Origin of the sequence: Lentzea atacamensis, assembly GCF_003269295.1 — a bacterium.
GTDB lineage: Bacteria > Actinomycetota > Actinomycetes > Mycobacteriales > Pseudonocardiaceae > Lentzea > Lentzea atacamensis.
This window is the reverse complement of record NZ_QLTT01000002.1, coordinates 259051-280826: the sequence shown is the minus strand read 5'-3', so window position 1 is coordinate 280826 and position 21776 is coordinate 259051. Positions and strand designations below refer to the sequence as shown.

The 21776-nt window shown below is 68.2% G+C and carries 20 protein-coding genes; 11 read left to right on the top strand and 9 right to left on the bottom strand.

What is annotated here, in order from left to right; genetic code table 11:
- Positions 1 to 195: 195 nt before the first annotated feature.
- From C8D87_RS10065 to C8D87_RS10040, 6 genes are all read left to right on the top strand, one after another.
- On the top strand, positions 196 to 1008 hold the full coding sequence (locus C8D87_RS10065; protein ID WP_112226476.1) for a basic amino acid ABC transporter substrate-binding protein: 813 nt from the start codon (positions 196 to 198) through the stop codon (positions 1006 to 1008).
- Between the two features lie 76 nt (positions 1009 to 1084).
- Positions 1085 to 1882 (top strand): amino acid ABC transporter permease, encoded by a 798-nt coding sequence (locus tag C8D87_RS10060; RefSeq protein ID WP_109629767.1) that lies wholly within the window; start codon positions 1085 to 1087, stop codon positions 1880 to 1882.
- On the top strand, positions 1879 to 2646 hold the full coding sequence (locus C8D87_RS10055; protein WP_109629770.1) for an amino acid ABC transporter ATP-binding protein: 768 nt from the start codon (positions 1879 to 1881) through the stop codon (positions 2644 to 2646). The genes C8D87_RS10060 and C8D87_RS10055 overlap by 4 nt, the downstream gene beginning before the upstream one ends.
- Positions 2647 to 2650: 4 nt before the next feature.
- Entirely contained in the window at positions 2651 to 4759 is a 2109-nt protein-coding gene (locus C8D87_RS10050) for a hypothetical protein (RefSeq protein ID WP_112226475.1), read from the top strand.
- Positions 4760 to 4810: 51 nt separating this feature from the next.
- A complete protein-coding gene (locus C8D87_RS10045; protein WP_112226474.1) occupies positions 4811 to 6991 on the top strand; it encodes an NEW3 domain-containing protein in 2181 nt (726 codons plus the stop codon).
- A gap of 11 nt (positions 6992 to 7002) precedes the next feature.
- The gene (locus C8D87_RS10040; RefSeq protein ID WP_112226473.1) at positions 7003 to 7893 is read left to right on the top strand and encodes an ROK family protein; all 891 of its coding nucleotides are present in this window, start codon (positions 7003 to 7005) and stop codon (positions 7891 to 7893) included.
- On the opposite strand, the gene C8D87_RS10035 is transcribed toward C8D87_RS10040, so the two are convergent.
- Positions 7890 to 8669: a LamB/YcsF family protein gene (locus tag C8D87_RS10035; RefSeq protein ID WP_112226472.1), complete on the bottom strand. Its 780-nt coding sequence runs from the start codon at positions 8667 to 8669 to the stop codon at positions 7890 to 7892. The genes C8D87_RS10040 and C8D87_RS10035 overlap by 4 nt on opposite strands.
- A gap of 95 nt (positions 8670 to 8764) precedes the next feature.
- Here C8D87_RS10035 and C8D87_RS10030 point away from each other — a divergent pair, with 95 nt between their 5' ends.
- From C8D87_RS10030 to C8D87_RS45810, 5 genes are all read left to right on the top strand, one after another.
- Positions 8765 to 9451 (top strand): GntR family transcriptional regulator, encoded by a 687-nt coding sequence (locus C8D87_RS10030; RefSeq protein ID WP_215732277.1) that lies wholly within the window; start codon positions 8765 to 8767, stop codon positions 9449 to 9451.
- A gap of 106 nt (positions 9452 to 9557) precedes the next feature.
- A complete protein-coding gene (locus C8D87_RS10025; protein ID WP_112226471.1) occupies positions 9558 to 9824 on the top strand; it encodes a DUF3311 domain-containing protein in 267 nt (88 codons plus the stop codon).
- A complete protein-coding gene (gene mctP, locus C8D87_RS10020) occupies positions 9824 to 11458 on the top strand; it encodes a monocarboxylate uptake permease MctP (RefSeq protein WP_112227010.1) in 1635 nt (544 codons plus the stop codon). Before C8D87_RS10025 ends, mctP begins: the two co-directional genes overlap by 1 nt.
- Before the next feature lie 70 nt (positions 11459 to 11528).
- A complete protein-coding gene (locus C8D87_RS45815) occupies positions 11529 to 12770 on the top strand; it encodes a C15 family peptidase (RefSeq protein ID WP_170166384.1) in 1242 nt (413 codons plus the stop codon).
- On the top strand, positions 12767 to 13609 hold the full coding sequence (locus C8D87_RS45810; RefSeq protein ID WP_170166383.1) for a septum formation family protein: 843 nt from the start codon (positions 12767 to 12769) through the stop codon (positions 13607 to 13609). Before C8D87_RS45815 ends, C8D87_RS45810 begins: the two co-directional genes overlap by 4 nt.
- 283 nt (positions 13610 to 13892) lie before the next feature.
- On the opposite strand, the gene C8D87_RS10010 is transcribed toward C8D87_RS45810, so the two are convergent.
- The 8 genes from C8D87_RS10010 to C8D87_RS09980 all read right to left on the bottom strand — a co-directional run bounded on the left by C8D87_RS10010 (position 13893) and on the right by C8D87_RS09980 (position 21729).
- Complete coding sequence (locus C8D87_RS10010; RefSeq protein WP_112226470.1) at positions 13893 to 14105, bottom strand: hypothetical protein; 213 nt, start codon at positions 14103 to 14105, stop codon at positions 13893 to 13895.
- A gap of 74 nt (positions 14106 to 14179) precedes the next feature.
- The gene (locus C8D87_RS10005) at positions 14180 to 16006 is read right to left on the bottom strand and encodes a phosphoenolpyruvate carboxykinase (GTP) (protein WP_112226469.1); all 1827 of its coding nucleotides are present in this window, start codon (positions 16004 to 16006) and stop codon (positions 14180 to 14182) included.
- 305 nt (positions 16007 to 16311) lie between these two features.
- The gene (locus C8D87_RS10000; RefSeq protein ID WP_109629796.1) at positions 16312 to 16998 is read right to left on the bottom strand and encodes a hypothetical protein; all 687 of its coding nucleotides are present in this window, start codon (positions 16996 to 16998) and stop codon (positions 16312 to 16314) included.
- 117 nt (positions 16999 to 17115) lie between these two features.
- Positions 17116 to 17403 (bottom strand): plastocyanin/azurin family copper-binding protein, encoded by a 288-nt coding sequence (locus tag C8D87_RS47525; RefSeq protein WP_325049648.1) that lies wholly within the window; start codon positions 17401 to 17403, stop codon positions 17116 to 17118.
- 199 nt (positions 17404 to 17602) lie between these two features.
- Positions 17603 to 17821, bottom strand: a complete 219-nt coding sequence (locus tag C8D87_RS45805; RefSeq protein WP_170166376.1) for a hypothetical protein — start codon at positions 17819 to 17821, stop codon at positions 17603 to 17605.
- A gap of 226 nt (positions 17822 to 18047) precedes the next feature.
- Entirely contained in the window at positions 18048 to 19868 is a 1821-nt protein-coding gene (locus tag C8D87_RS09990; RefSeq protein WP_112226468.1) for a dynamin family protein, read from the bottom strand.
- Positions 19865 to 20230 carry a nucleotide exchange factor GrpE gene (gene grpE / locus C8D87_RS09985; RefSeq protein ID WP_109629805.1) on the bottom strand — a complete coding sequence of 122 codons (366 nt, stop codon included), beginning with the start codon at positions 20228 to 20230 and terminating at the stop codon, positions 19865 to 19867. The genes C8D87_RS09990 and grpE overlap by 4 nt, the downstream gene beginning before the upstream one ends.
- Positions 20227 to 21729, bottom strand: a complete 1503-nt coding sequence (locus tag C8D87_RS09980) for a dynamin family protein (RefSeq protein ID WP_109632946.1) — start codon at positions 21727 to 21729, stop codon at positions 20227 to 20229. Before C8D87_RS09980 ends, grpE begins: the two co-directional genes overlap by 4 nt.
- Positions 21730 to 21776 lie beyond the last annotated feature (47 nt).

Genomic DNA, 21776 nt, shown 5'->3' with positions numbered 1-21776 from the left:
GGTTACCATTCGGGTGCAATACGTGCAGACGTTGTGTGATCTAGGCTATTTCACGCAAGATTCTGCGGCTCACGAGCCCATTTGACGCAAACTTGTTGCAAGGCAGTGGCCTGTAACACGCACGTGCTGTCCACCACGGCACCTGGGTGGCAGGATCCCGTTCACTCGTCCGCAACAGTTACGAGGAGTGACGCAGTGGCTCGTCGAACCAGGCAGTTGATGGCCATGATCCCGGCATTGGGGCTGGCCGTGATGGCAGCTTCGGGCTGCGCGACTCCGGTGAACCAGGGTTCGGGCGGTTCGAACATCTCGCTGGTGCAGGCCGGCAAGCTCGTCACCTGCACCCACCTCAGCTACAAGCCCTTCCAGTTCAGCCAGGGCGACAAGACCGTCGGCTTCGACGTCGACCTCGTCGACCTGATCGCCAAGGACCTGGGTGTCACCCAGCAGATCTTCGACACCCCGTTCGAGACGATCACCTCGGGCACGTCGTTCAACGCGAACCAGTGCGACCTGGCCGCGGCTGGCATGACTATCACCGACGAGCGCAAGCAGGCGATCGACTTCTCGGACCCGTACTTCGAGGCCTCGCAGGCACTGCTGGTCAAGAAGGGTTCCGGATACAAGGACCTCGCCTCGTTGAAGGGCAAGAAGCTCGGCGTCCAGCAGGACACGACAGGTGAGAAGTACGCGAACGACAACGCGGCCGCGAACGGCTACACCGTCGTCCAGTTCGAGGACCTCCCGCTGATGGAGACCGCCGTGCGCACCGGCGCGGTCGACGCGGCGATCAACGACAACGGCGTGCTCTACGACTACGCCAAGGAGTTCCCGGACACCGAGGTCACCACCGAGTTCGCCACCGGTGAGCAGTACGGCATCGGCGTGAAGAAGGGCAACACCGCCCTCCTCACGAAGATCAACGACGTGCTGAAGAAGGCCAAGGAGAGCGGCGAGTACGACAAGATCTACGAGAAGTGGTTCGGCAAGAAGCCGGAGAAGAAGTAACGGCTTTCCACGGGGCCGGTGCACGCACGACGCGCCGGCCCCGCCGCTTGTCCGAACCACATCGCTAGGAGCCCAAATGGCACTGTCCAGGCGCAAGCGGGCCCAGTACATCCGCTATGTGCAGTACGGCGTGCTGATCGTCGTAGTCCTGCTGGTCGCGTTCCTCGCCGACTGGGGCCAGATCCGGCGCGCGTTCCTGAACCCCGAGATCGCCGCGTCGATGTTCCCGAACGTGATCACGGTGGCGTTGAAGAACACCATCGTCTACACCGCGCTCGGATTCGGGTTCGGTCTCGCGCTCGGGCTCGTGCTGGCGCTGATGAAGCTGTCGTCGGTCGCTCCGTACCGCTGGATCGCCACCGTCTACATCGAGTTCTTCCGCGGCGTGCCCGCGCTGCTGGTCTTCATCGGCATCTACTACGGCGTGCCGATCGCGTTCCAGATGCAGTTCCCGCCGCTGACCACGGTCATGCTGGCGCTCGGTGGCGTCGGCGCCGCCTACATGGCGGAGACGATCCGCGCCGGCCTCCAGGCGGTGCCCAAGGGGCAGGTCGAGGCCGCGCGTTCGCTCGGCATGTCCAGTGGCCGCGCCATGATCACGATCGTGATCCCGCAGGCGTTCCGGATCATCCTGCCGCCGCTCACGAACGAGCTGATCCTGCTGACCAAGGACTCCTCGCTCATCTACATCCTCGGCCTGTTCCGCGAGCAGTACGAGCTCACGAAGTTCGGCCGCGAGACGCTGAGCCGCAGCCCGTCGCTGACGCCGATCCTCATCGCGGGCCTCTGTTACCTGATCATCACGCTGCCGCTCGGCTACCTGTCGCGGTACCTGGAGAAGCGCACGGGCGGGAAGAAGGTGTCCGTCGTATGAGCGAGATCTGCGTGGAGATCTCCGGGCTGAAGAAGTCGTTCGGCCCGCTGGAAGTTCTCAAGAACATCGACCTCAGCGTCAACCGCGGGGACGTCGTCTGCATCATCGGGCCGTCCGGCTCCGGCAAGTCGACGTTGCTGCGGTGCGTGAACCTGCTGGAGGAGCCGAACGGCGGCAAGATCACCGTCAACGGCACGGAGCTCACCGACCCGGACGTCGACATCGACCGGGCGCGCACGAAGATCGGCATGGTCTTCCAGGGCTTCAACCTGTTCTCGCACCTCAACGTGCTGAACAACCTCATGGTCGCGCAGCGCAAGGTGCTCAAGCGCTCGGAGCGCGAAGCCCGCGAGGTCGCCCTGCGCAACCTGGACCGCGTGGGCCTGCGCGACAAGGTCGCCGCGATGCCCGCGCAGCTCTCCGGTGGCCAGCAGCAGCGTGCGGCGATCGCCCGCGCGCTGTCGATGGACCCCGAGGTCATGCTGTTCGACGAGCCGACCTCGGCGCTCGATCCCGAGCTCGTCGGTGACGTGCTCGGCGTGATGCGCCAGCTCGCCGACGAGGGCATGACGATGCTGGTCGTGACGCACGAGATGCAGTTCGCCCGCGAGGTCGCCGACAAGGTGATCTTCATGGACGGCGGCTACATCGTCGAGGAGGGTCCGGCTGCCGAGGTGATCGGCAACCCGCAGGAGGAGCGCACCAAGTCGTTCCTGGCTCGCGTGCTCGACCCGACGCACCACGGTCCGAGCGACCCGGACTAGCCACGTGGCCAGGGGGAGGGTCACCGCGGCGGAGGTGTTGCGGGGACTGTTGGGGGAGAACGACAACTCAGGTGGTGGCGGGTGGCGGTTACCTCGGCGCAAGCCGAGCACCCCACCCGTCATCCGCGTGGTGGACCGCGTGGTCACCGATGTGCTCGACCTGCGCGCGGTCGAGGTGCCGTACGTGCTCGAGTTCGAGCGCTGCCAGTTCGAGTCGGCACCCGACCTGCGGCAGGCGAACCTCGCCGGCATCTCGTTCAGCGACTGCGATCTGCCGGGTCTCGAAGCGCGCAACCTCAGCAGCAGCAACGACGTCTCGTTGCTCGGCTGCCGGGTCTCCGATCTGGTCGACCTGACCGATGCCGAGATCGCGGGCTCGGTTCTGTTGCGCGACAGCAGGTTCAGCGTGCCGGGCGGGCTGTGCGTGCACGGCGACCGGCTGACCGTTGCGGGCGCGCTGCTCGCGTTCGGCATCCACACCGAGGGCGAGATGCGGCTCGCGGGCGCGCGCATCGGCGGCAACGTCAACCTCGGCAGCGCGATCCTGCAGAACGCCAACGGCTTCACGTTGAACGGCAACGGCATGCAGGTCGGCGGCAACCTGCTCGGCGCGTTCACCTCGCACGGAGTGGTGTTCCTCTCCAACGCCCGGATCAGCTCCACGCTGTCGCTGAGCCGCGCCAAGCTCTCGCGCGGTGACGTGTTCGAGGAGACCACCGACCCGCACGCCGACCCCTCGGCGACGCTGATCCTCGACCGCGTCGACGTGTCCGGCGACCTGGAGCTCGACCGCGACTTCACGAGCCTCGGCACGGTCCGCGCCGTGAACGCCCGCGTCGGCGGCACGTTGTCGCTGGCAGACGCTGTGCTGGACGCCGTGTCGCCACCGGCGGTGGGCACCGACCCGACCGGATCGGGCCGCGCGCTGCACGTCGACGGTGCCGAGATCGGCGGCGACATCGTCGGGCGCGGTGTGCGGATCAAGGGCCAGCTGCGCATGGTCGACACGCACGTGCGCGGCAGCATCACGATCGAACGGGCCGTTGTGGACAATCCGGCCGCGGACGCCCTGCTGACCAACCGCTCGCAGATCGGCAGCAACTTCGTGGTGCGCGAGTCGGAGATCTCCGGTGGTCTGGAGCTGCGCGGCATCACCGTGGGCGCGAACCTCGACCTGCGCGGCAGCCGCCTGATCAAGCCGGGCACGTACCGCCACCAGCCGCGCGAGAAGCCGTCGCTCGACATCGGCGGCGCCACGATCGGCCGCGACCTCATCTGCGCGCGCGGCGAGAAGGAGTTCGTCGCGCACGGCGGCGTGCGGTGCCGTCGCGCGACCATCGGCCGCATGGCGAACTTCAACGGCGCCGTGCTCGGCTACAAGCTCGACAGCCACGCGTTGAACGCCATGGGCATGCAGGTCCAGGAGCTGATGGTCAACGTCGTGTCGCCGCCGAAAGGCCTCGTGACACTGCGGCAGGCGCGCTGCACCTCGTTGGACGACAACGAGAACTTCTGGAACGCCACCGGTTTCATCGACCTCGACGACTTCCGCTACGACTCGCTCGCCCACCCGATCCACCTGCGCGACGACGCCCAGGTCGAGCAACGGCTGCGCTGGCTTCGGCAGGCCATGCGCCGCAGCTACCACCCGCGCCCGTACGACCAGTTCGCCGAGATGCTGACGGCGTCCGGCAACGAGGAGCACGCCTCGACCGTGCTGATCGAGAAGCAACGCCTGCGGTACCGCGCGGTCGCCGAGGGCATGCGGTTCCTGGGACCGCTGGTGCTGGTGTGGAGCTTCCTGCAGCGCTCGATGGTCGGTTACGGCTACCGCCCGGCGCGCGCACTCGGGTGGCTGATCGCGGCGTGGGTCGTGGGCAGCATGTGGTTCCAGTTCAAGGGACCGCTGGTGGTGATCAACGACGACGACCACCTGCCGTGGAACGCGTGGCTCTACACGATCGACCTGGTGGTGCCGATCGTCGACTTCGGCAACAAGAACCGCTGGCAGACCCCCGGTGCGTCGCAGTGGATCGCGTCCGGGCTCATCGTGACGGGCTGGATTCTGGCGACCACGGTGGCTGCGGGCCTCACGCGGATGCTCAGGAGATAACGCCACCATCGGGTTATTTCATCTGGTGCTGAACGATGGTGCGATCGTTCGGTGATCTCCGCCGAGTCCACCGAGCTGTTCGTCGGGCCTCGGACCGCGCTGCTGCAGGTGGTGCGCGTGACTGTGCCTGCGTCCGGGCCTGCGTTGGCCGGACCGGTGCACGCGCACGTCTCCGGTCCGGGCCTGCACTCGGCGCGGCACGGCGGTTCGCTCGTACCAGGACCGTTCGGTTACGAGATCGCGGTCGACGTCTCCGAGCACTCCCCCGGCTCCGTGGTGCCCGCCCAGGCCGTCGTGCGGTCGGCCTCTGGCGAGGACTCGTGCTCGTTTTCGCTGGTCGTCGGCTCGCCCGGGTGGACAGTGCACCTGGTCGGGCACGTGGCGGCGGACGCGCCCTTCCCGGTGCTGCGGGCGCATCTGGACCTGGCGCTGACCGATCCCGCCTACCGGTTCGCCGTGACGTCCGTGGAGTTGCTGCAGCCGTACTGGGACACGTTCCCGCAGCACCGTTCGCTGCTGTTGCGGCTGATCTCCGAGGGCCGGGTCGAGGTCGTCGGCTCTCAGTCCAATGTGGTCGGTGTGTCACCGTTGCTGTCCTCGCTGCCGACCGGGACGGCGTTGGAGGCGTCTTCACTGGGTGAGGCCGAGCGGTCGGTCTACTCGTCGTTCCTGGCGCTGCGGTCCTCGGCGTCGTCGCCGCACGTGATGCTGCCGATCGGACCGCCGCGTTCGATGCCCTCGCCGTGGATGACCGCGATCCACCACGACTGGAGCGCGCGCTACACGTGGCCGCGGATCATCTGCTCGTTGCCGCGCGACTACTACGTGCGCGGGTCCGTGCCGGTGCCGCCTGCTCCGCTCGACGACTCACCGGCAGCGGTGTTCGCATCGCATGCCGCCCGGCTCACCGGGGCGACCTATCCGACTGCCGCTCTTGAGCGTGCTGCTGTGGCGCATCCTCGTGAGGCCTTCGACCTGCACTCGGACATCATCGCGCGGTCGCTTTCGGCATTGACGTCCACAATGGACTCGTCGGTCGTCGTCTGGAACCCGCTGGACGTGCCGTGCACCGATGTCGTGTCCGTACATCTTCCGTCCCCTCGGAACGTGCATGTGGCGCACGGCGATGAAGTGCTGCCGACGTTGGTGGACGGGACCACCGTGACGTTCCTGGCCAGAGACGTACCGGCACACGGGTGGCGAACGTGTTCGCTCGTCGAGGACAACGTCGACCACGGGTGGAAGCGCGGCTTCGGCAACGAGATCGCGTCCACTCACCACGTGCTCTCCTACGACCCGATCGCTTCGTTGGTCGCGGTTGACGGCCCAGCGTTGGAGCCTCCCCAGCTGACCGGACCGGTGACGGTCTGGCACAGCGAGGTCGGCGAGAAGATGGTCGGGTCCTCGACCTTCACGTTGTGGCACGAGGTCGACCACCTCGGACCTTCCCCGCTCGTGGGCGTCCTGGGATCGCGCTCGCCGGCGGAGGGCTCGCTGCCTTCGGTGGCGCCGCGGCTGTCGGTGGCAGGGCCACCCCTCGGTCCCGTGTCGCCCGCCGTCACGCCGGTGTTCGCGCGGTACTGGTTGCACGAGCCCGCTCCGTTGGGAGGGCTTGCCGCGAACGTGCACCTGGAGGTGCTCAGCCCGACCCGGCTGCGGGTGGTCGCGGTGTCCGACGGTGATCCGTTCGAGGGTGTGGTCCGGCTGTCGCTGCCGGACGGCTGGTCGGCTTCCTGGGACACGCTGCCGGTGTCGCTGCCCGCCGGTGGCCACACCTCGGCCGAGGTGCGACTGGTCCCGCCGCGGACTCCCGGCTGCCACCCGGTGCGGGCCACGTTGGAAGGGCTGCCGTTCGAGGTCTACGACGTGGTGCTGCTGACCGTGCCGGAGTGGGACTTCGAGGATCCGGTCGAGGTGCTGTGGGTGGCGTCGGCGCCTTCGGTGGTGTCCGTCGCGCCCGGCTCGTCCGCGGTGCTGCGGGTCGTGCTGGCTTCCAGCGCGCACGGTGACCTGCCGGTGCAAGCACGGATTCTGTCGCCGCGAGAGACGTGGGAGTTGGTCGGGCCGTTCTGCGTTTCCGGTCTCCTGCCCGCTCGGGGACGGGTGGCGCTCGACTTCACGGTCTCGGCACCGGCGTGGGCGTCTGCCGGGTCGTGGCCGGCGGTGGTGAAGGTGGCGGCCGGTGAGCTGGTCAGGGCCACCGCGGTGATCCGCCTCGAAGTCGCTGGTTAGCATGGATCACCGTGACTGATCTGGTGCTGGCACTGGACTTCGGCGGCACCAAGATCGCTGCCGCTCTGGTTGATCCCTCGGGCTCCGTGGTGCGGTCGTCGCGGGTGCCCACGCCCGCCTCCGATCCCTGGGACGCTGTCGTGTCCGTGGTGTCGTCGGTGGTGGCGGGCTCTGCCGTTTCGGGCGTGGGGATCGCCTCTGCCGGGCCCGTGGACACCGTCGCCGGCACCGTTTCACCGATCAACGTGCCCTCGTGGCAGGCCTTCCCGCTGCGCGCCGCGGTGTCGTCGTTGTTCCCCGGTGTCCGGGTCGAGCTCGCCGGCGACGGGGTGTGCATGGCGCTGGGCGAGCACTGGCGCGGGGCCGGGCAGGGCAGCACGTTCATGGTCGGGCTGGTCGTGTCGACCGGTGTCGGTGGCGGGCTGGTGCTGGACGGACGGCCGTTCGGAGGCCGGACCGGGAACGCCGGGCACATCGGTCACATCGTCGTCGAGCCGGACGGCGAACCGTGCACGTGCGGTGGGCGCGGGTGCGTCGAGACCGTGGCCGGTGGGCCTCGGATGGTGGCCTGGGCCCGGCGTGCCGGGTGGCAGGCTCCTGATGACGCGGACGCGGCTGTGCTGGCCGCGGCGGCGCTGGCAGGAGAAGAGATTCCGCTGGAGGCGTTCGACCGGGCCGGACTGGCGGTCGGGGTGGCGATCGCCGGGGCTGCCGCCGTGTGCGACCTGGACCTGGCCGTGATCGGCGGTGGCGTGGCCCAGGCCGGGGAGTTGCTGTTCGAGCCGGTGCGGCGGGCGTTGAAGACGCACGCCGGGTTGTCCTACCTGGCCGGGCTCGAGGTGCGGGCCGCGCAGCTGGGCGGGGAGGCCGGGCTGGTGGGCGCGGCCGCCCTCGTTCGTTAGCTGACCTGGCGCGTGTGGCGGAGCGGGGACTCCACCCGCGCCACCGCGACGCCTGCCGCGTCCAGGGCCGCGCGCACCGTGCGGGCGATCTCCACGGCGTTGGGGGTGTCGCCGTGCACGCAGATCGAGTCGGCCGCGATGCGCACCGGACGTCCGCTGACGCTGCGCACCCAGCCCTCCGTCGCCAGCTGGACGCACCTCGCCGCGATCTCCGCCGGGTCCCGCAGGACGGCGCCCGGCTCGCCGCGCGGTACGAGCGTTCCCGCCGAGGTGTAGGCGCGGTCGGCGAACGCCTCGTGCCACACCCGCAGGCCGGCCACCGAGGCGCGCTTCAGCCACACGGCGCCTGGTGGGCCCAGCACCGCCAGTGCCGGATCGAACAGCCGGACGGCGTCCACCACGGCATCCGCCTGGGCCTCATGGCGGACCAGGGCGTTGTAGAGCGCGCCGTGCGGCTTCACGTAGGACACACGGGTGCCGGCTGCACGGGCGAAGACCGACAGGGCGCCCAGCTGGGCCAGCACCTCGTTGGTCAGGGTGTCCGGTGCTACGTCGATGAACCGGCGACCGAAGCCCGCCAGGTCCCGGTAGCCGACGTGCGCTCCCACCGCGACACCGGCCTCCGCGGCCTGGGCGCACACCTCGCGCATCGTGTCGGCGTCGCCGGCGTGGTAGCCGCAGGCGACGTTTGCGCTGGTCACCACGGACAGGAGCGCTCGATCATCGCCCAGCGTCCAGTGGCCGAAGCCCTCGCCGAGATCTGCGTTCAGGTCCATGGCGGTCCTCCAACGCTTGCAGGTTTGTTGGATCGTTGGATTGTTGAACGATTCTACGATACTGCAATAGAACGATCCTGCAATAGACTTGGCAGGTGACGGAGACGTGGGTGTCGACGCTGGCGCAGGGAAAAGCCGGCCTGGAGCGGGCCAGTACCGCGCAGAAGGTCGCGGACATGCTGCGCGAGCGGGTGCTCGACGGTGAACTCGCACCTGGCCTGCGACTCAGCGAGGAAGCCATCGGCGGCGCGCTGGGGGTCAGCCGCAACACGCTGCGGGAGGCGTTCCGGCTGCTCACCCGCGACCGGCTGCTGGTGCACGAGCACAGCCGGGGCGTGTTCGTCCGCAGGCCCACCGGTGACGACGTGCGTGACCTCTACGCCGCGCGCAGGGTGATCGAGTGCGGCGCCCTGCGGCTGTGGAACGGCGTGACGGACGCGCAGCGCGAGGCCGTCCGGGCTCCCGTCCGCCAGGCCGTCGCCAGGGCCGAGAAGAACGACTGGACGAAGGCCGGGTCGGCGAACATCCAGTTCCACCGCGGCATCGTCGGGCTGGCGGGCAGCACACGGCTGAGCGACGAGTCCGACCGCCTCTTCGCCGAGCTCATGCTCGCCTTCCGGGTGGCTCAGGAGATCAACGACTTCTACCAGACGTACGTGCCGTGGAATCGTCGGATTGTCGAATTGTTGAACAACAGCGAGATCGACGAGGCGGTCGACCAGCTCAACGAGTACTTCGACGCCGCGGAAGAGGACCTTGTCCAGCGTCTCGAAGCGAATTAGTCCAAAGAGAACGTTAAGACGAGTGCAACGATTCCGATCACGGAGCTGACGGCACGTCTCATCAGGCCTAACATCCGCGCAACACCGCGTACACGGAGGGCCCACCATGCCGTCGGATCCCAAGACCGGCTTGCGCTGGAGCAACTGGAACCTGCTGCTGATAGTTCCGCTGCTCATGCTCATCACGCCGTGGTTCAACTTCGACCAGCCCCGGCTGTTCGGGATGCCGTTCTTCTACTGGTACCAGTTCGCGTTCGTGCCTCTCGGCGTGCTGTGCGTCGCCGTGGTCTACATCAAGACCAAGGACGCGCCCGCCGTCACCGGCAAGCCGGACAAGCTGGGCGTTGACGACCTCGACGAGGGAGCGAAGTGATGCAGTGGACTGAGCTGATCGTTTTCAGCGCCCTCTTCCTGCTCGTCACGGTCATGGGCTTCGTGGCGGCGCGGTGGCAGAAGGGCGACACCCTCGACCACCTCGACGAGTGGGGCCTCGGCGGCCGCAAGTTCGGCAGCTGGATCACGTGGTTCCTGGTCGGCGGCGACCTCTACACCGCCTACACGTTCGTGGCGGTGCCGGCGCTGATGTTCGGCGCGGGCGCGACCGGGTTCTTCGCGTTGCCGTACACGGTCATCCTCTACCCGATCGTGTTCCTGCCGCTGGTGCGCATGTGGTCGGTCAGCCGCGTGCACGGCTACGTCACGCCGGCGGACTTCGTGAAGGGCCGCTACGGCTCGCACTGGCTGGCGCTGCTCATCGCGATCACCGGCATCGTCGCGACCATGCCGTACATCGCGCTGCAGCTGGTCGGTCTCGAGGCCGTGCTGCGCAGCATGGGCCTGAACGGCTCCGGCATCCTCGGCCACCTGCCGCTGTTCATCGCGTTCGTGATCCTGGCGCTGTACACCTACCAGTCGGGTCTGCGGGCGCCGGCGCTGATCGCGTTCGTCAAGGACATCCTGATCTACCTGGTCATCCTCGTCGCGATCATCTACCTGCCGTCCAAGTTCGGCGGCTGGGGCGAGATCTTCAACGACGCGCAGGCCAAGTTCGACGCGACGCCGGCCAAGACCGACGGCATCCTGCTCAACAGCAACAACCAGCTGCAGTACGCCACGCTGGCGCTGGGCAGCGCACTCGCGCTGTTCCTCTACCCGCACTCGCTGACCGGCATCCTGGCGAGCCGCGGCCGCAACGTCATCAAGCGCAACATGGTCGCGCTGCCGGCGTACTCGCTGGTGCTGGGCCTGCTGGCGCTGCTGGGCTACGTCGCGATCAGCGCGGGCACCAAGCCGATCGTCAACCAGGCGACCGGCCGGCCCGACACCAACACGATCGTGCCCGAACTCTTCGGCGCGAACTTCCCGTCGTGGTTCGCGGGCATCGCGTTCGCGGCCATCGGCATCGGCGCGCTGGTGCCGGCGGCGATCATGTCGATCGCGGCGGCGAACCTGTGGACGCGCAACGTCTACAAGGAGTACATCCACAAGCGCGCCACCCCGGCGCAGGAGGCCAAGCAGGCCAAGCTCGCCTCGCTGGTCGTGAAGTTCGGCGCCGTGGCGTTCATCGTGTTCGTCGACCCGCAGTTCTCCATCGACCTGCAGCTCATCGGCGGCGTGATGATCCTGCAGACGCTGCCGGCGGTCGCGATCGCGCTCTACACCCGCTGGTTCCACGTCTACGGCCTGGTCGCGGGCTGGGTCGCGGGTATGGGCTACGGCATGTGGCTGCTCTACAACATCGGCAACCCGGCCATCGGCAAGGCGCACTTCGCCGGTTCGGCACTGCCGATGGGCCAGCTGTCGCTCTTCGGCTGGCACCCGTTCGGCGGCTCCACGCTGACGATCTACGTCGGTGTGCCGGCGCTGGCGGCGAACCTGCTGGTCGCCGTGGTCGTCACGCTGATCGCCAAGAAGATGCGCGTCTTCAACGGCACGGACCAGACCGATCCGTCCGACTACCACGTCGACGAGGACAGCCCGCGGGTCAAGCCCGTCGCCGCCCACTGAGACGCAGCAGTTAACGGTATGGGCCACCCGCCGGTTTCGACGGGTGGCCCTTTCCGTTGAGATCAGTGACGTGAAAATCATCGCCGGACTCGTCATCGCGGCAGGCCTCACGGTCGTGCCGGGCGTCGCCCACGCCCAGGACGCCCCCTGTTACGACACCACCGTCCCGTCGACCGTCGAGGAACAGCGGCTCGACGACACACTCGTTCCCGGCGGCCCCGCCGTCGGGCCCTCTCTCGTGAAGCTCGCCGGGTTCGACGGCCGCGTCACGGACTTCACCTCCAAGCTCTGCCGGCAGGTCGCGCAGAAGCAGGCTCAGCAGTTCGTGGAACGCGAGGGCAACGCGCTGTGGAAGGCCGCTGTCGCCCGCGCCCAGAGCGCCCAGCCGTTGCCGCACGACGCTCACGACGACCGCCCGCTGTACTGGGCACGCCTGCAGCTCACCACCGCGCTGCGCCAGTGGAAGCCGCGGTTCTCCCTTTCGGTGCACGACCGCGCGAAGTTGGTCCAGCGGTTCGACTGGGCCTCGCGCGGGTTGAGCGACTCAGCGTTCCCCGCCAGGCCCGGCGTGCGCAAGGTCGCGGTGACCGGCTTCGACCCGTTCCAGCTCACCGGAACCAACGTGCGGCGCGCCAACCCGGCCGGTGCGGCGGCGCTGCAGCTCGACGGCCGTGAGATCAGCACTCCGTCCGGCAAGGTCGTGCTGCAGGCGGCCGTGCTGCCGGTGCTGTGGGGCGGGTTCGACGAGGGGATCGTCGAGCAGTTCTACGGATCCGCGCTGGAGCAGAAGCCCGACGCGTTCGTGACGGTCAGCCAGGGCCGGCCCGGCCGCTTCGACATCGAGCGGTGGGCGGCGCGCTGGCGTGGCGGTTCGCCGGACAACAACAACGTCGGTTCGTACGGCAGCGTCCCCAACGCCGCGGGCTGGCCGCAGCCGTCTCACGAGTTCATCGAGACCTCGCTGCCGTCCCAGAAGATGATCGACGCGGGCACCGGCCCGTTCCCCGTGGTGCTGAACCGGAGCTTCTGCGAGTGGGTCGTCGTCGGTGCCACGCAGGACTGCCGGACGGACGAGCCGACGCCGGGCCGTGTCGCGGCCGTCGGCGGTGGAGGCAACTACCTCTCCAACGAGAGCATGTACCGGGCCAATCGCGTGCGGATCGGTTACGGCGCAACGAGTGTCCTCGGCGGACACCTCCACACGCCGGTGCTGGGCCAGCCCGCAGACCCGGCCGCGCTGACGGACTCGGCGTTCGAAAAACAGCGTCGGGACATCGCCGATCAGGTCAAGGCCCTAGTCTCTGTGGTGTGACTCGTGTGCGGCTGGCGGTGGCAATCATCCTGAGCGCGGTGGGGCTGAGTGCCTGCGCCATCCAGGTCGGAGGCCAGGCCGTCCCGGGCCCGATGCCGTCCACCGCCGCCGCGGACACGCCGACGCTGCCCAAGGTGGGGCAGTGCATGAACTCCTCGGAGCTCAAGGCGATCGACTGCGCCGCGAGCCACGACGCCGAGGTGATGGCGGTCGGCGAGATGTCCGGCATGCCCTCGGCCTACCCGGACACCCAGGCGCTGCGCAAAGCCGCGCTGCCCCCGTGCTACGCGACGATCAACGACTACCTCGGCAGCCAGGACGCGGGCGCGACCAGGCTGCAGGTCTGGGCGTTCTGGCCGAACGAGGCGAGCTGGAAGAAGGGCGAGCGCTGGCGGCTGTGCACCGTCGTCGAGCTCGCCCCCGAAGGAAAAGCCCTGGCACGCAAGGGTTCCCTGAAGGGCGTCCTCAAGGGGTCGAGCTTCAACACGTACCAGATCTGCCTCGCCGGCTCGCCGTCGAAGGACTCGGACGTGAAGCCGACGGCCTGCAACGGGCCGCACATGGCAGAGGCCGTGCCCGCCGGCATCGTGCCGCTGGGCAAGTACAACGACCCCACGCCGTCCAAGGACCAGATGAGCGCCATCGCCAAGGACAAGTGCACCAAGGCCGTGCACGACTACGTCGGTTCGGACAAGCGCACCGACGTGTTCCCGGCGTGGCGCATGCCCGGATCCCAGGGCTGGTCAGAGGGTTGGACCTACGCGATCTGCTACGCGGAGGCCACCAAGACCTTCAACGGCACTCTCCTCGGCCTCCGCGACAACCCGCTCCCGAACTGATCCGGCGATCACGACCATCAGCACGGCGGCCAGGGACAGCACCAGCATCGCGATTCCTGCGATCCCCACGGCACACCTCCCCTTCCTCCGGTGACGATCTTTGTGACCGTCATCACGTAACTAAGACGTTCCCGGAAGGGGCCGGGTTCATTCCTGGAGCAAGACCATTTGCAGAACCTGTGGAGAAGTCCCCAGGGCTGTCCACAGCTATCCACAACATGTGCACAGAGCCGTCCACACCTGTGGACAACTTCGTCTCAAATGGACGGTGAGCTGCACTGATTCAGAGAAAATTGCTGCACAGGACCACGCCAGCGGCGGTACCGATCGCTAAACCGAGGACGAACACGAGCGTGTAGCGCCACCACGGCGTGCGGGCCGGCGGTGCGGGCGGCACCGGGTAGTAGCGCACGATGCCCTTGGCCGGTCCCACCTCGACGTCGCGACTGGTGCCGTCGTAGTGGAGCCCGCCGAGGAAGTCCTCGTCCTGCGTCACACCACTAGTAGTACCTCAAAAAGGTGACCCAGCGGTCGCCGTTGACCGCTGGGTCACCAAACACCTGAGAACGATCAGCCCAGGCGCTGCTTCAGGGCCGCCAGCTCGTCGCGGAGCGTGGTGGGCACCTTCTCGCCGATCTTCTCGAACCACTCCTCGACCAGCGGGATCTCGGCACGCCACTCGTCGGCGTCGACCGCGAGCGCGGCCTCGATGTCCTCGCGCGGCGCGTCCAGGCCCTCGAGGTCCAGGTCGTCCGCCGTCGGCACGTAGCCGATCGGCGTCTCCTGGGCGGCGGCCTTGCCCTCGATGCGCTCGATCGCCCACTTCAGGACGCGCGAGTTCTCGCCGAACCCGGGCCACAGGAAGCGCCCGGGCTTGTCAGACACAGTGTCGCCGCGGCGGAACCAGTTCACATAGAAGATCTTCGGCAGCTTGTCGGCGTCGGCGCGCTTGCCCAGGTCGACCCAGTGCTGGAAGTAGTCACCGGCGTTGTAGCCGATGAACGGCAGCATCGCCATCGGGTCGCGGCGCACGATGCCGGTCTTGCCGACCGCGGCGGCCGTGGTCTCCGACGACAGCGTGGCGCCCATGTAGGTGCCGTGCTGCCAGTCGCGCGACTCGGTGACCAGCGGGATCGTCGTGGCGCGGCGGCCACCGAAGAAGATCGCCGAGATCGGCACGCCCTTGGGGTCGTCCCACTCCGGCGCCTTGATGTCGCACTGCTCGATCGGCGTGCAATAGCGCGAGTTCGGGTGCGACGACAGCTCGTCGCTGTCCGGCGTCCAGTCCTGGTGCTTCCACGAGGTCAGGTGGGCCGGGGGCTCGCCCATGCCCTCCCACCAGATGTCGCCGTCGTCGGTCAGCGCGACGTTGGTGAAGAGCGAGTTGCCCTTGGCGATGGTGCGCATCGCGTTCGGGTTCGTGTGGTAGTCCGTGCCGGGCGCGACGCCGAAGAAGCCGTTCTCCGGGTTCACCGCGTAGAGGCGGCCGTCCTCGCCGAAGCGCATCCACGCGATGTCGTCACCGAGCGTCTCGACCTTCCAGCCGGGGATGGTCGGCTCGAGCATCGCGAGGTTGGTCTTCCCACAGGCCGACGGGAACGCGGCGGCGATGTAGTACGCCTTGTTCTCCGGCGAGGTGAGCTTGAGGATCAGCATGTGCTCGGCGAGCCAGCCCTCGTCGCGCGCCATCACGGACGCGATGCGCAGCGAGTAGCACTTCTTGCCGAGCAGGGCGTTGCCGCCGTAACCGGAGCCGAAGCTCCAGATCTCGCGGGTCTCCGGGAAGTGCGAGATGTACTTGGTGTCGTTGCACGGCCAGGCGACGTCCTGCTGGCCCGCCTCGAGCGGCGCGCCGAGCGAGTGCAGCGCCGGGACGAAGTCCGCGTCCTCACCGAAGAGCGCGAGAGCCTTGGTGCCCATGCGGGTCATGATGTGCATCGAGACGACGACGTACTCCGAGTCGGTGATCTCCACACCGAGCATCGGCTTCTCCGCGTCCAGCGGGCCCATGCAGAACGGGATCACGTACATCGTGCGGCCACGCATGCAACCGCGGTACAGCTCGGTCATGATGGCCTTCATCTCGGAAGGGTCCATCCAGTTGTTCGTCGGGCCCGCGTCCACTTCGCGCACCGAACAGATGTACGTGCGCTCTTCGACGCGTGCGACGTCGCTCGGGTCCGAGGCAGCCCAGAACGAGTTCTGCTTCTTCTTCAGCGGCACGAACGTGCCGGCGTCGACGAGCTTCTGCGTGAGACGGTCCCATTCGCCCTGGGACCCGTCAGCCCAAACAACCTCGTCGGGGCAGGTCAGCTCAGCGACTTCCTGAACCCATGCGAGCAAGCGCGCGTGGTTGGTAGGTGCGTGTTCGAGACCGGGAATGGTCACTGCCGTCATCTCGTCTCGTCTCCTGACTGAACGCCTCGGCTGCCCGAGGACGCGGTGGGCCGTCCGGTGTGGGGACTTCGTCGTCCTCGGGAATAGCTCCAGACGCCCGGTGGGGCCGGGCGTGCGTGGAAGGGGATGGATCGAGGTTAGCCCGGTGAATGGCAGGTAACGCACCCCCAGCCTGTCGCTTCTCTCACAAAACCGATTCTGGAATCGATTCAGCACTCGGACGGCGGTTAAGGCGCGCTTGAGGTCGGAAAAACACAAGAGGCCCCGGTGCGGTTCTCACCACACCGGGGCCTGTGACCTGCGCTTCAGTTCGGGCTGATCCACTGCCCGGTGGTGGAATCGATTCGGACGACGCCCTCGAACCGTTCTTCCTCGAACCAGTCGTCCGACTCGTCCAGAATGCCGCTCTTGGAGTCCGTCACGTACCGGCCGTCGGCCTCGATGTGCCCGTGCTCGACCTCGACCCAGTCGTCACCGCGGTGCTCGGACATGGTGACCTCGCCCGATCGTGTGATCTCGGTCGCCACGTCGGCCCGCCCGTCGCCGTTCTTGTCGGTGAACAGCCAGGTGTCGCCGTCGTCGTCGCGAACCACCGCGGTGTCGGCCTTGCCGTCGCCGTCGGTGTCCTCGGTCGCCTGGCCGACGTTTCGATCGCCTTCGTCGGTGTGCACGACAATGGTCTGCTGAGGCGCGGAATTTGTTTTCTGTTGCTGAGTGTCGTTCGGGTCGACGGCAACCCACTCACCCGAATTCTCCTCGAACCGAGCCTGGCTGAGAAGTTTGCCGTCCTTGTCGAACGTGCTCATCAGATCCGCGTCGCCGTCACCGTTCGTGTCGGTGAACGCGAGGTGGCCACCGTCGTCCGTCTCGACCACGGCGGAGTCGTTCACGCCGTCGTCGTCGAGGTCGAAGGTGACGTCGGCGGTGTACTCCTCGTCCTCGACGGTCACCTTCAGCTCGGCGTCGGCCGCACCGTTCTCGTCGATGTACACCGGGACACACCTCCTGCGCTCTTGCGTACCGGTATGACCCACGTTATGCCGGTTTGGTTCCCTCGCCAACCTCGTGCCGGTCCGGGCGGGAACCGATCATCAGCAGGCACAGCGTGGTCACGGCGGCGACGAGGCCCGCCAGCAGCAACACGGGTGGCAACGTCGGCGAGGTGGCGGCTGCCGGACGGGCGGCGGTGGCGGAGCCTGCGCTGTCGTCTCCTGGGCAAGCACGACGATCTGCGCCCGCATGTCCGGGTGGACCGAGCAGATGTAGTCGAACGCGCCCGGCTGGGTGAAGGTGAACGACCACGACTGCCCTTCGGCGAGCATCGGCGACCGGAACGTGCCGCCCGCGACATCGTGTGCCGCCTCGTCCTGGTTCGTCCAGGTCACGACATCGCCCACACACACGGTCATCGTGGCGGGGGCGTAGGCGTAGCGCGTGATCGGGATCTGGTGGGCTCGGCTTTCTTCGTCCCGCCGGGCAGTTCGGTCACGACCGGCAGGTCGTCGCCGAGCAACGACAGCAAACCCAGTTGCCGCAACAGCTTCGTGATCGCACCCGCGTCGCAGGGTGCGTCGGGCGGTGTGGTGGGAGGCGTGGTCACCGGGGGTCGCGTCGTGGCAGGGGGTGTGCTCGGGTGCGGGTGTTCCGGAGCCGGAACGTGCGGCCCCGCCGGAAGATGCGGAACCGGCGCGGGGTTGTGCGCCACCGGCTGCGGCACGTGAGCGGGACACGACCGATGCCGGACGCGAACCCGAGCACGACGACCACGGTGCCCACCAGGGTCGCCGCCACCACCTGGTCTCGCTGCAGCTTCATGCTTCAAAAGCGAATCAGCGTCGAATTAACCGGCATTCCCGATTCTGACGGATCGGTGAACTCATATCTGCCACAAATGTTTTGTACCAGTACACGTACGGACACTTGCACTTAAGTTGCCCCGGCAACATCGCTCTGAGCAGCCAAAATGAGCATTGCTCGATTAAGCTTGCACGATCTCACCGGCGACCCGTAACCCGTGTGCGGGCCGCTCGTTGATGGCCTTTCAGGCCCTGTCGCGAACCGATCGAATTCGTGCCAGCAACTCTTCCGCCTTCGATCGGCCCGACTCCACCTCGGCCAGTTGCCGGGTCACCGACTGCAGCTCGCGCCCACGTTCACCGGCCTCCATCCGCAGCGCCTTGTCGACCTCGCGGAGTTCCACCTCGATGGCCTCGATGCGCTTGGCGAGGGCCTCGTCCAAAGCCAGTGACAAGGCCTGCTCGGCCTCGATCAGCTGCTCGGCGGCGATCTGGTCCACCGTGGAGCGTGCGTCGGCGATGGCGTCGGACAGCCATTGCTTGACGTGCTGCTTCTCGGCCGTGTGGGTCCGGGTGCGGGCCATCCACCAGCCGGCGCCGAGGCCCAGGGCGATGGTCACCGGCAGGACGATCGGGTTCAGCACCGCGATGCCGAGGCCGGCCAGGGGCATCACGGCGAGCTTGCCGGCGCCCAGGCCACCGGACACGCCCATGAAGACGAGGAGCTTGTCCTCGGCTGTCGGTGGGCGCTTCTCCTTGGGGCGCAACACGACCGGGGGCTGCTCGCCGCGGGCGAACTGGCCGCGGATCAACGTCAGTTCGTCGGCGCTGAACATCGTCGCCAGCACCACGTCGGTCACCTGGGAGAGGCGCACCGACAGGGCGGTGGAGATGCGGCGCGACACCACCTGCAGGGCCGTGTCGACCTGTTGGGGCAGCACGGCCAGGGCGGCGCGGTCGGCGATGTCGATGGCCTGCCGGTACCAGGTCTGGAGGTCACGCATCTGGCGGGAGATCTCGTGGGAGTTCTCCACTCGGGCGCGCTGGATCTCGCCGCGCAGGCGGACCTGCCAGCCTCGGGTGGACGAACGGCGTTCGGTCTGCAGTTCCTCGCGGCGGGCGCGCAGGACAACTGCCTCGTCCTCACCCACGGACAGAGCGCGCTTCTCGTGCTCAAGGCGAACCACGAGCTCGTCCAGAACGGTCGAGAGAGCGCGCAGAGCGTTGGCCTCGGCCAGCATTCCGGAGCGACCGGCCACCAGCTCCTGCAGGAAGGTCTGCAGAGAGGCGATGCCGGAGCGTTCGCGAAGCATGGCGGCGGCGTCCGGGTTCGGGGCCTGGGCCGCCAGGTCGAACATGCGGGACGACACGGGGTGGAAAGGGGCGTCGGCGAAGCGCGGGGCGTGCTCGGCCAGCAGGGCGCGGTCGGCGTCGAGGACCTGGCGCCAGCCGCGGTACTGGTCGGTCTTGGTCAGGGCGAAGACGACGGTCTCGACGCGGTCGCCGACCCGCTTGAGGAAGTCCAGCTCGCCTCGGGTGAAGGGGGACGAGGCGTCGACCACGAAGACGAGGGCGGTGGCCGAGGTGACGGCTTCCAGCGCCAGCTCGCCGTGCACCGACTCGAGTCCGCCGACGCCCGGAGTGTCCACAACGGACATGCGTTCCAGCAGCGGGATCGGCGCGTCCACCTCGACGTAGCGCGGGGGCAGCTCGCCCTCCGGCAGTTCGTGGGCGGCGGAGACCCAGTTGATCAGCGCGGGCAGCGGGAACGTTACCGGTGCGAGCAGGCCCGGGTAGCAGGCGCGGGCGGCCCAGTCGGGTCCGTGCTGGAAGACCAGGTAGGTCGACGTGGCCACGTCTGCGTCCACCGGAGACAGGCCAGGAGTGGCCAGCAGAGCGTTGACGAGTGACGACTTGCCGCGGTTGGTCTCGCCGACGATCACGACGGATGACACCTCCGGCGCGGAACGCCTGGTGACCCAGTCGGCCATGGACGGGTCGAGCTCGCGCACGAGAGAGGTGAGACGTTCGCGCGTCTGCCGGACGGTCTGTGGAAGTGTGCTCATCGGGCCGTGTAGACCGTCACGATCGGAGCCCGCAGGACACGCCCGCGGTCGCAGAAGCCCGGCACCTCGGTCTCGGCGACCAGGCCCTGCAACGAGGCGTCGTCGGTCGGCACCGTGCCGCCCGCCTCGTGCAACGACGGGTCGAAGCGCTCTCCGTCGGCACGCACGGCCACGACCCCTATGGTCGACAGGCCTTCCTCGATGCGCTGGACCACACCCGCACTGGCGCGGTCCAGCGCGTACAGGCACAGCTGGACCAGCGCGCGGCGTTCGGCCAGCGCCTGGTCGAGCAGCTCGTCGGCAATGGTCTCCACACCGTCGTCCGACGCCAGACCGGTGGGATCGGTTCCACTCACGCTCATCGGTGCCCCCCAGCACGCAGTTGCTGCCAGATGAGGAAATACGCCCTGTGGACGACGTGCGCCACCCGAGCCTGCGCCGGCGTCGCGCCGAACGAGGCGAACGAACGCCACCAACCGGCGCGTTCCAGTGCGTGTGCGACCAGTTCAGGCAGGGGCCGGCCGGTCAGGCCCAGCTGACCGGCCACGTCCGGAGTGCTGCCGACACGCAGAACCTCCTCCGTCAGGTCCGGTGCCAGCGTCACCGCGCCGGACGACACCAGCGTCAGCGCCTCCAGGAGCCGCAGCTGGTGCGCCTCCGGCCGGGCCAGCAGCACTTCGATCGCGTCGTGCACCCGCTGCCGTTCACCGGGGTCGCCCGAGGCCAGCGAGGTGACCGACGCCAGCGCGGCCGCCGCCTTGATGCCGTCGGCCCGCGCCCGGAACACCGCGTCCAGCCGTCCGCGCACCGCGGCGAACCCGGAGGCGTCGAACAGGACGCGACGCAACGCGCCGGCGGTCAGCGCGGGCTCGGCGTCCAACGCCTCCAGAGCGCGGCCGATGCCGTAGAGGTCGAGCTTCTCGAGCAGCCTCGACCGCACGCCCGCCGCGACGTCGCAGTCCCACGAGGTGAAGAGGTCGCCGGACATCAGCATCATCGTGCGGGTGTCCGCGTCCAGCGCCGCGATCTGACGCAACGCCTCCGCGTCCGCGGACGTGAACTCGCCGGTCTCCGCGGACTCGGCGAGCAGGCTGATCACGGGCAGCACGTCGGCGACCCGCGGCTTCAGCAGCGCGGCCTGCTTGCCCGCGAGGATCTCCGCGGCCCGCCAGACGTCGCCGTCCGACCCCTCCACGGTTTCCGGCGCCACGGCGTCGACCTTGTTCAACGCGGCGATGGCGTTGACCGGCCCCGCCTCGCGAGAAGCTGTCGCGGCGGTGAAGGCGGCCAGCGTCGAGTGGTCGTCCGCGCGCACGCCCTGCGTCACGACGTAGAGAACTGCCTCCGCACCCGCGACGGCGTTGCGGGACACGGGATCCAGCAGTTCCTCGGTGCGGGCGACCGAAGCCGCGTCCAGCGACCCGAGACCTGGCGTGTCGATGACGGTGAAGTCGCGCAGCACCGCGTTCGTCAGGTACGCCTCGATGTGCGAAATGCCTTCCACGCCAAGAGACGCGGGGATCATGCCGTTGGCGTCGAACGGCAGTACCTGCCGTCGGCCGTCTCGCAACACCACTTCGATGCGGTCGACCGTTCCGTACTGATAGCGCGTCACGAGCCGTGTGCACTCGCCGACGTCGGTGGGCGCGACCCGGCGTCCGATCAGCGCGTTGACCAACGTCGACTTTCCGGACTTGATCCGTCCCGCCACCGCCACCTGCAACGGCGCGTGCAGACGCCGCAACACTTCCTGGAATCCACGAGCGGTCTGCTGGGAAACCTGTGGTTGCAAAGCAACACACAAGTTGGCCACCGCCGCGCACAGCGGTCCGGCCAGCTGTTGTCCCTGCAACGCCGTCACGAGCACTGATCGTGCCACGGTTTGTAGGTGTGCGTGCGCGGGTAGCC

Coding starts and splice junctions, on each gene's coding strand:
- C8D87_RS10060 (WP_109629767.1), top strand. CDS start 1,085: ATGGCACTGTCCAGGCGCAAGCGGGCCCAGTACATCCGCTATGTGCAG.
- C8D87_RS10055 (WP_109629770.1), top strand. CDS start 1,879: ATGAGCGAGATCTGCGTGGAGATCTCCGGGCTGAAGAAGTCGTTCGGC.
- C8D87_RS10035 (WP_112226472.1), bottom strand. CDS start 8,669: ATGGACCTGAACGCAGATCTCGGCGAGGGCTTCGGCCACTGGACGCTG.
- C8D87_RS10025 (WP_112226471.1), top strand. CDS start 9,558: ATGCCGTCGGATCCCAAGACCGGCTTGCGCTGGAGCAACTGGAACCTG.
- mctP (WP_112227010.1), top strand. CDS start 9,824: ATGCAGTGGACTGAGCTGATCGTTTTCAGCGCCCTCTTCCTGCTCGTC.
- C8D87_RS10005 (WP_112226469.1), bottom strand. CDS start 16,006: ATGACGGCAGTGACCATTCCCGGTCTCGAACACGCACCTACCAACCAC.
- C8D87_RS45805 (WP_170166376.1), bottom strand. CDS start 17,821: ATGAAGCTGCAGCGAGACCAGGTGGTGGCGGCGACCCTGGTGGGCACC.
- C8D87_RS09990 (WP_112226468.1), bottom strand. CDS start 19,868: ATGAGCACACTTCCACAGACCGTCCGGCAGACGCGCGAACGTCTCACC.
- grpE (WP_109629805.1), bottom strand. CDS start 20,230: ATGAGCGTGAGTGGAACCGATCCCACCGGTCTGGCGTCGGACGACGGT.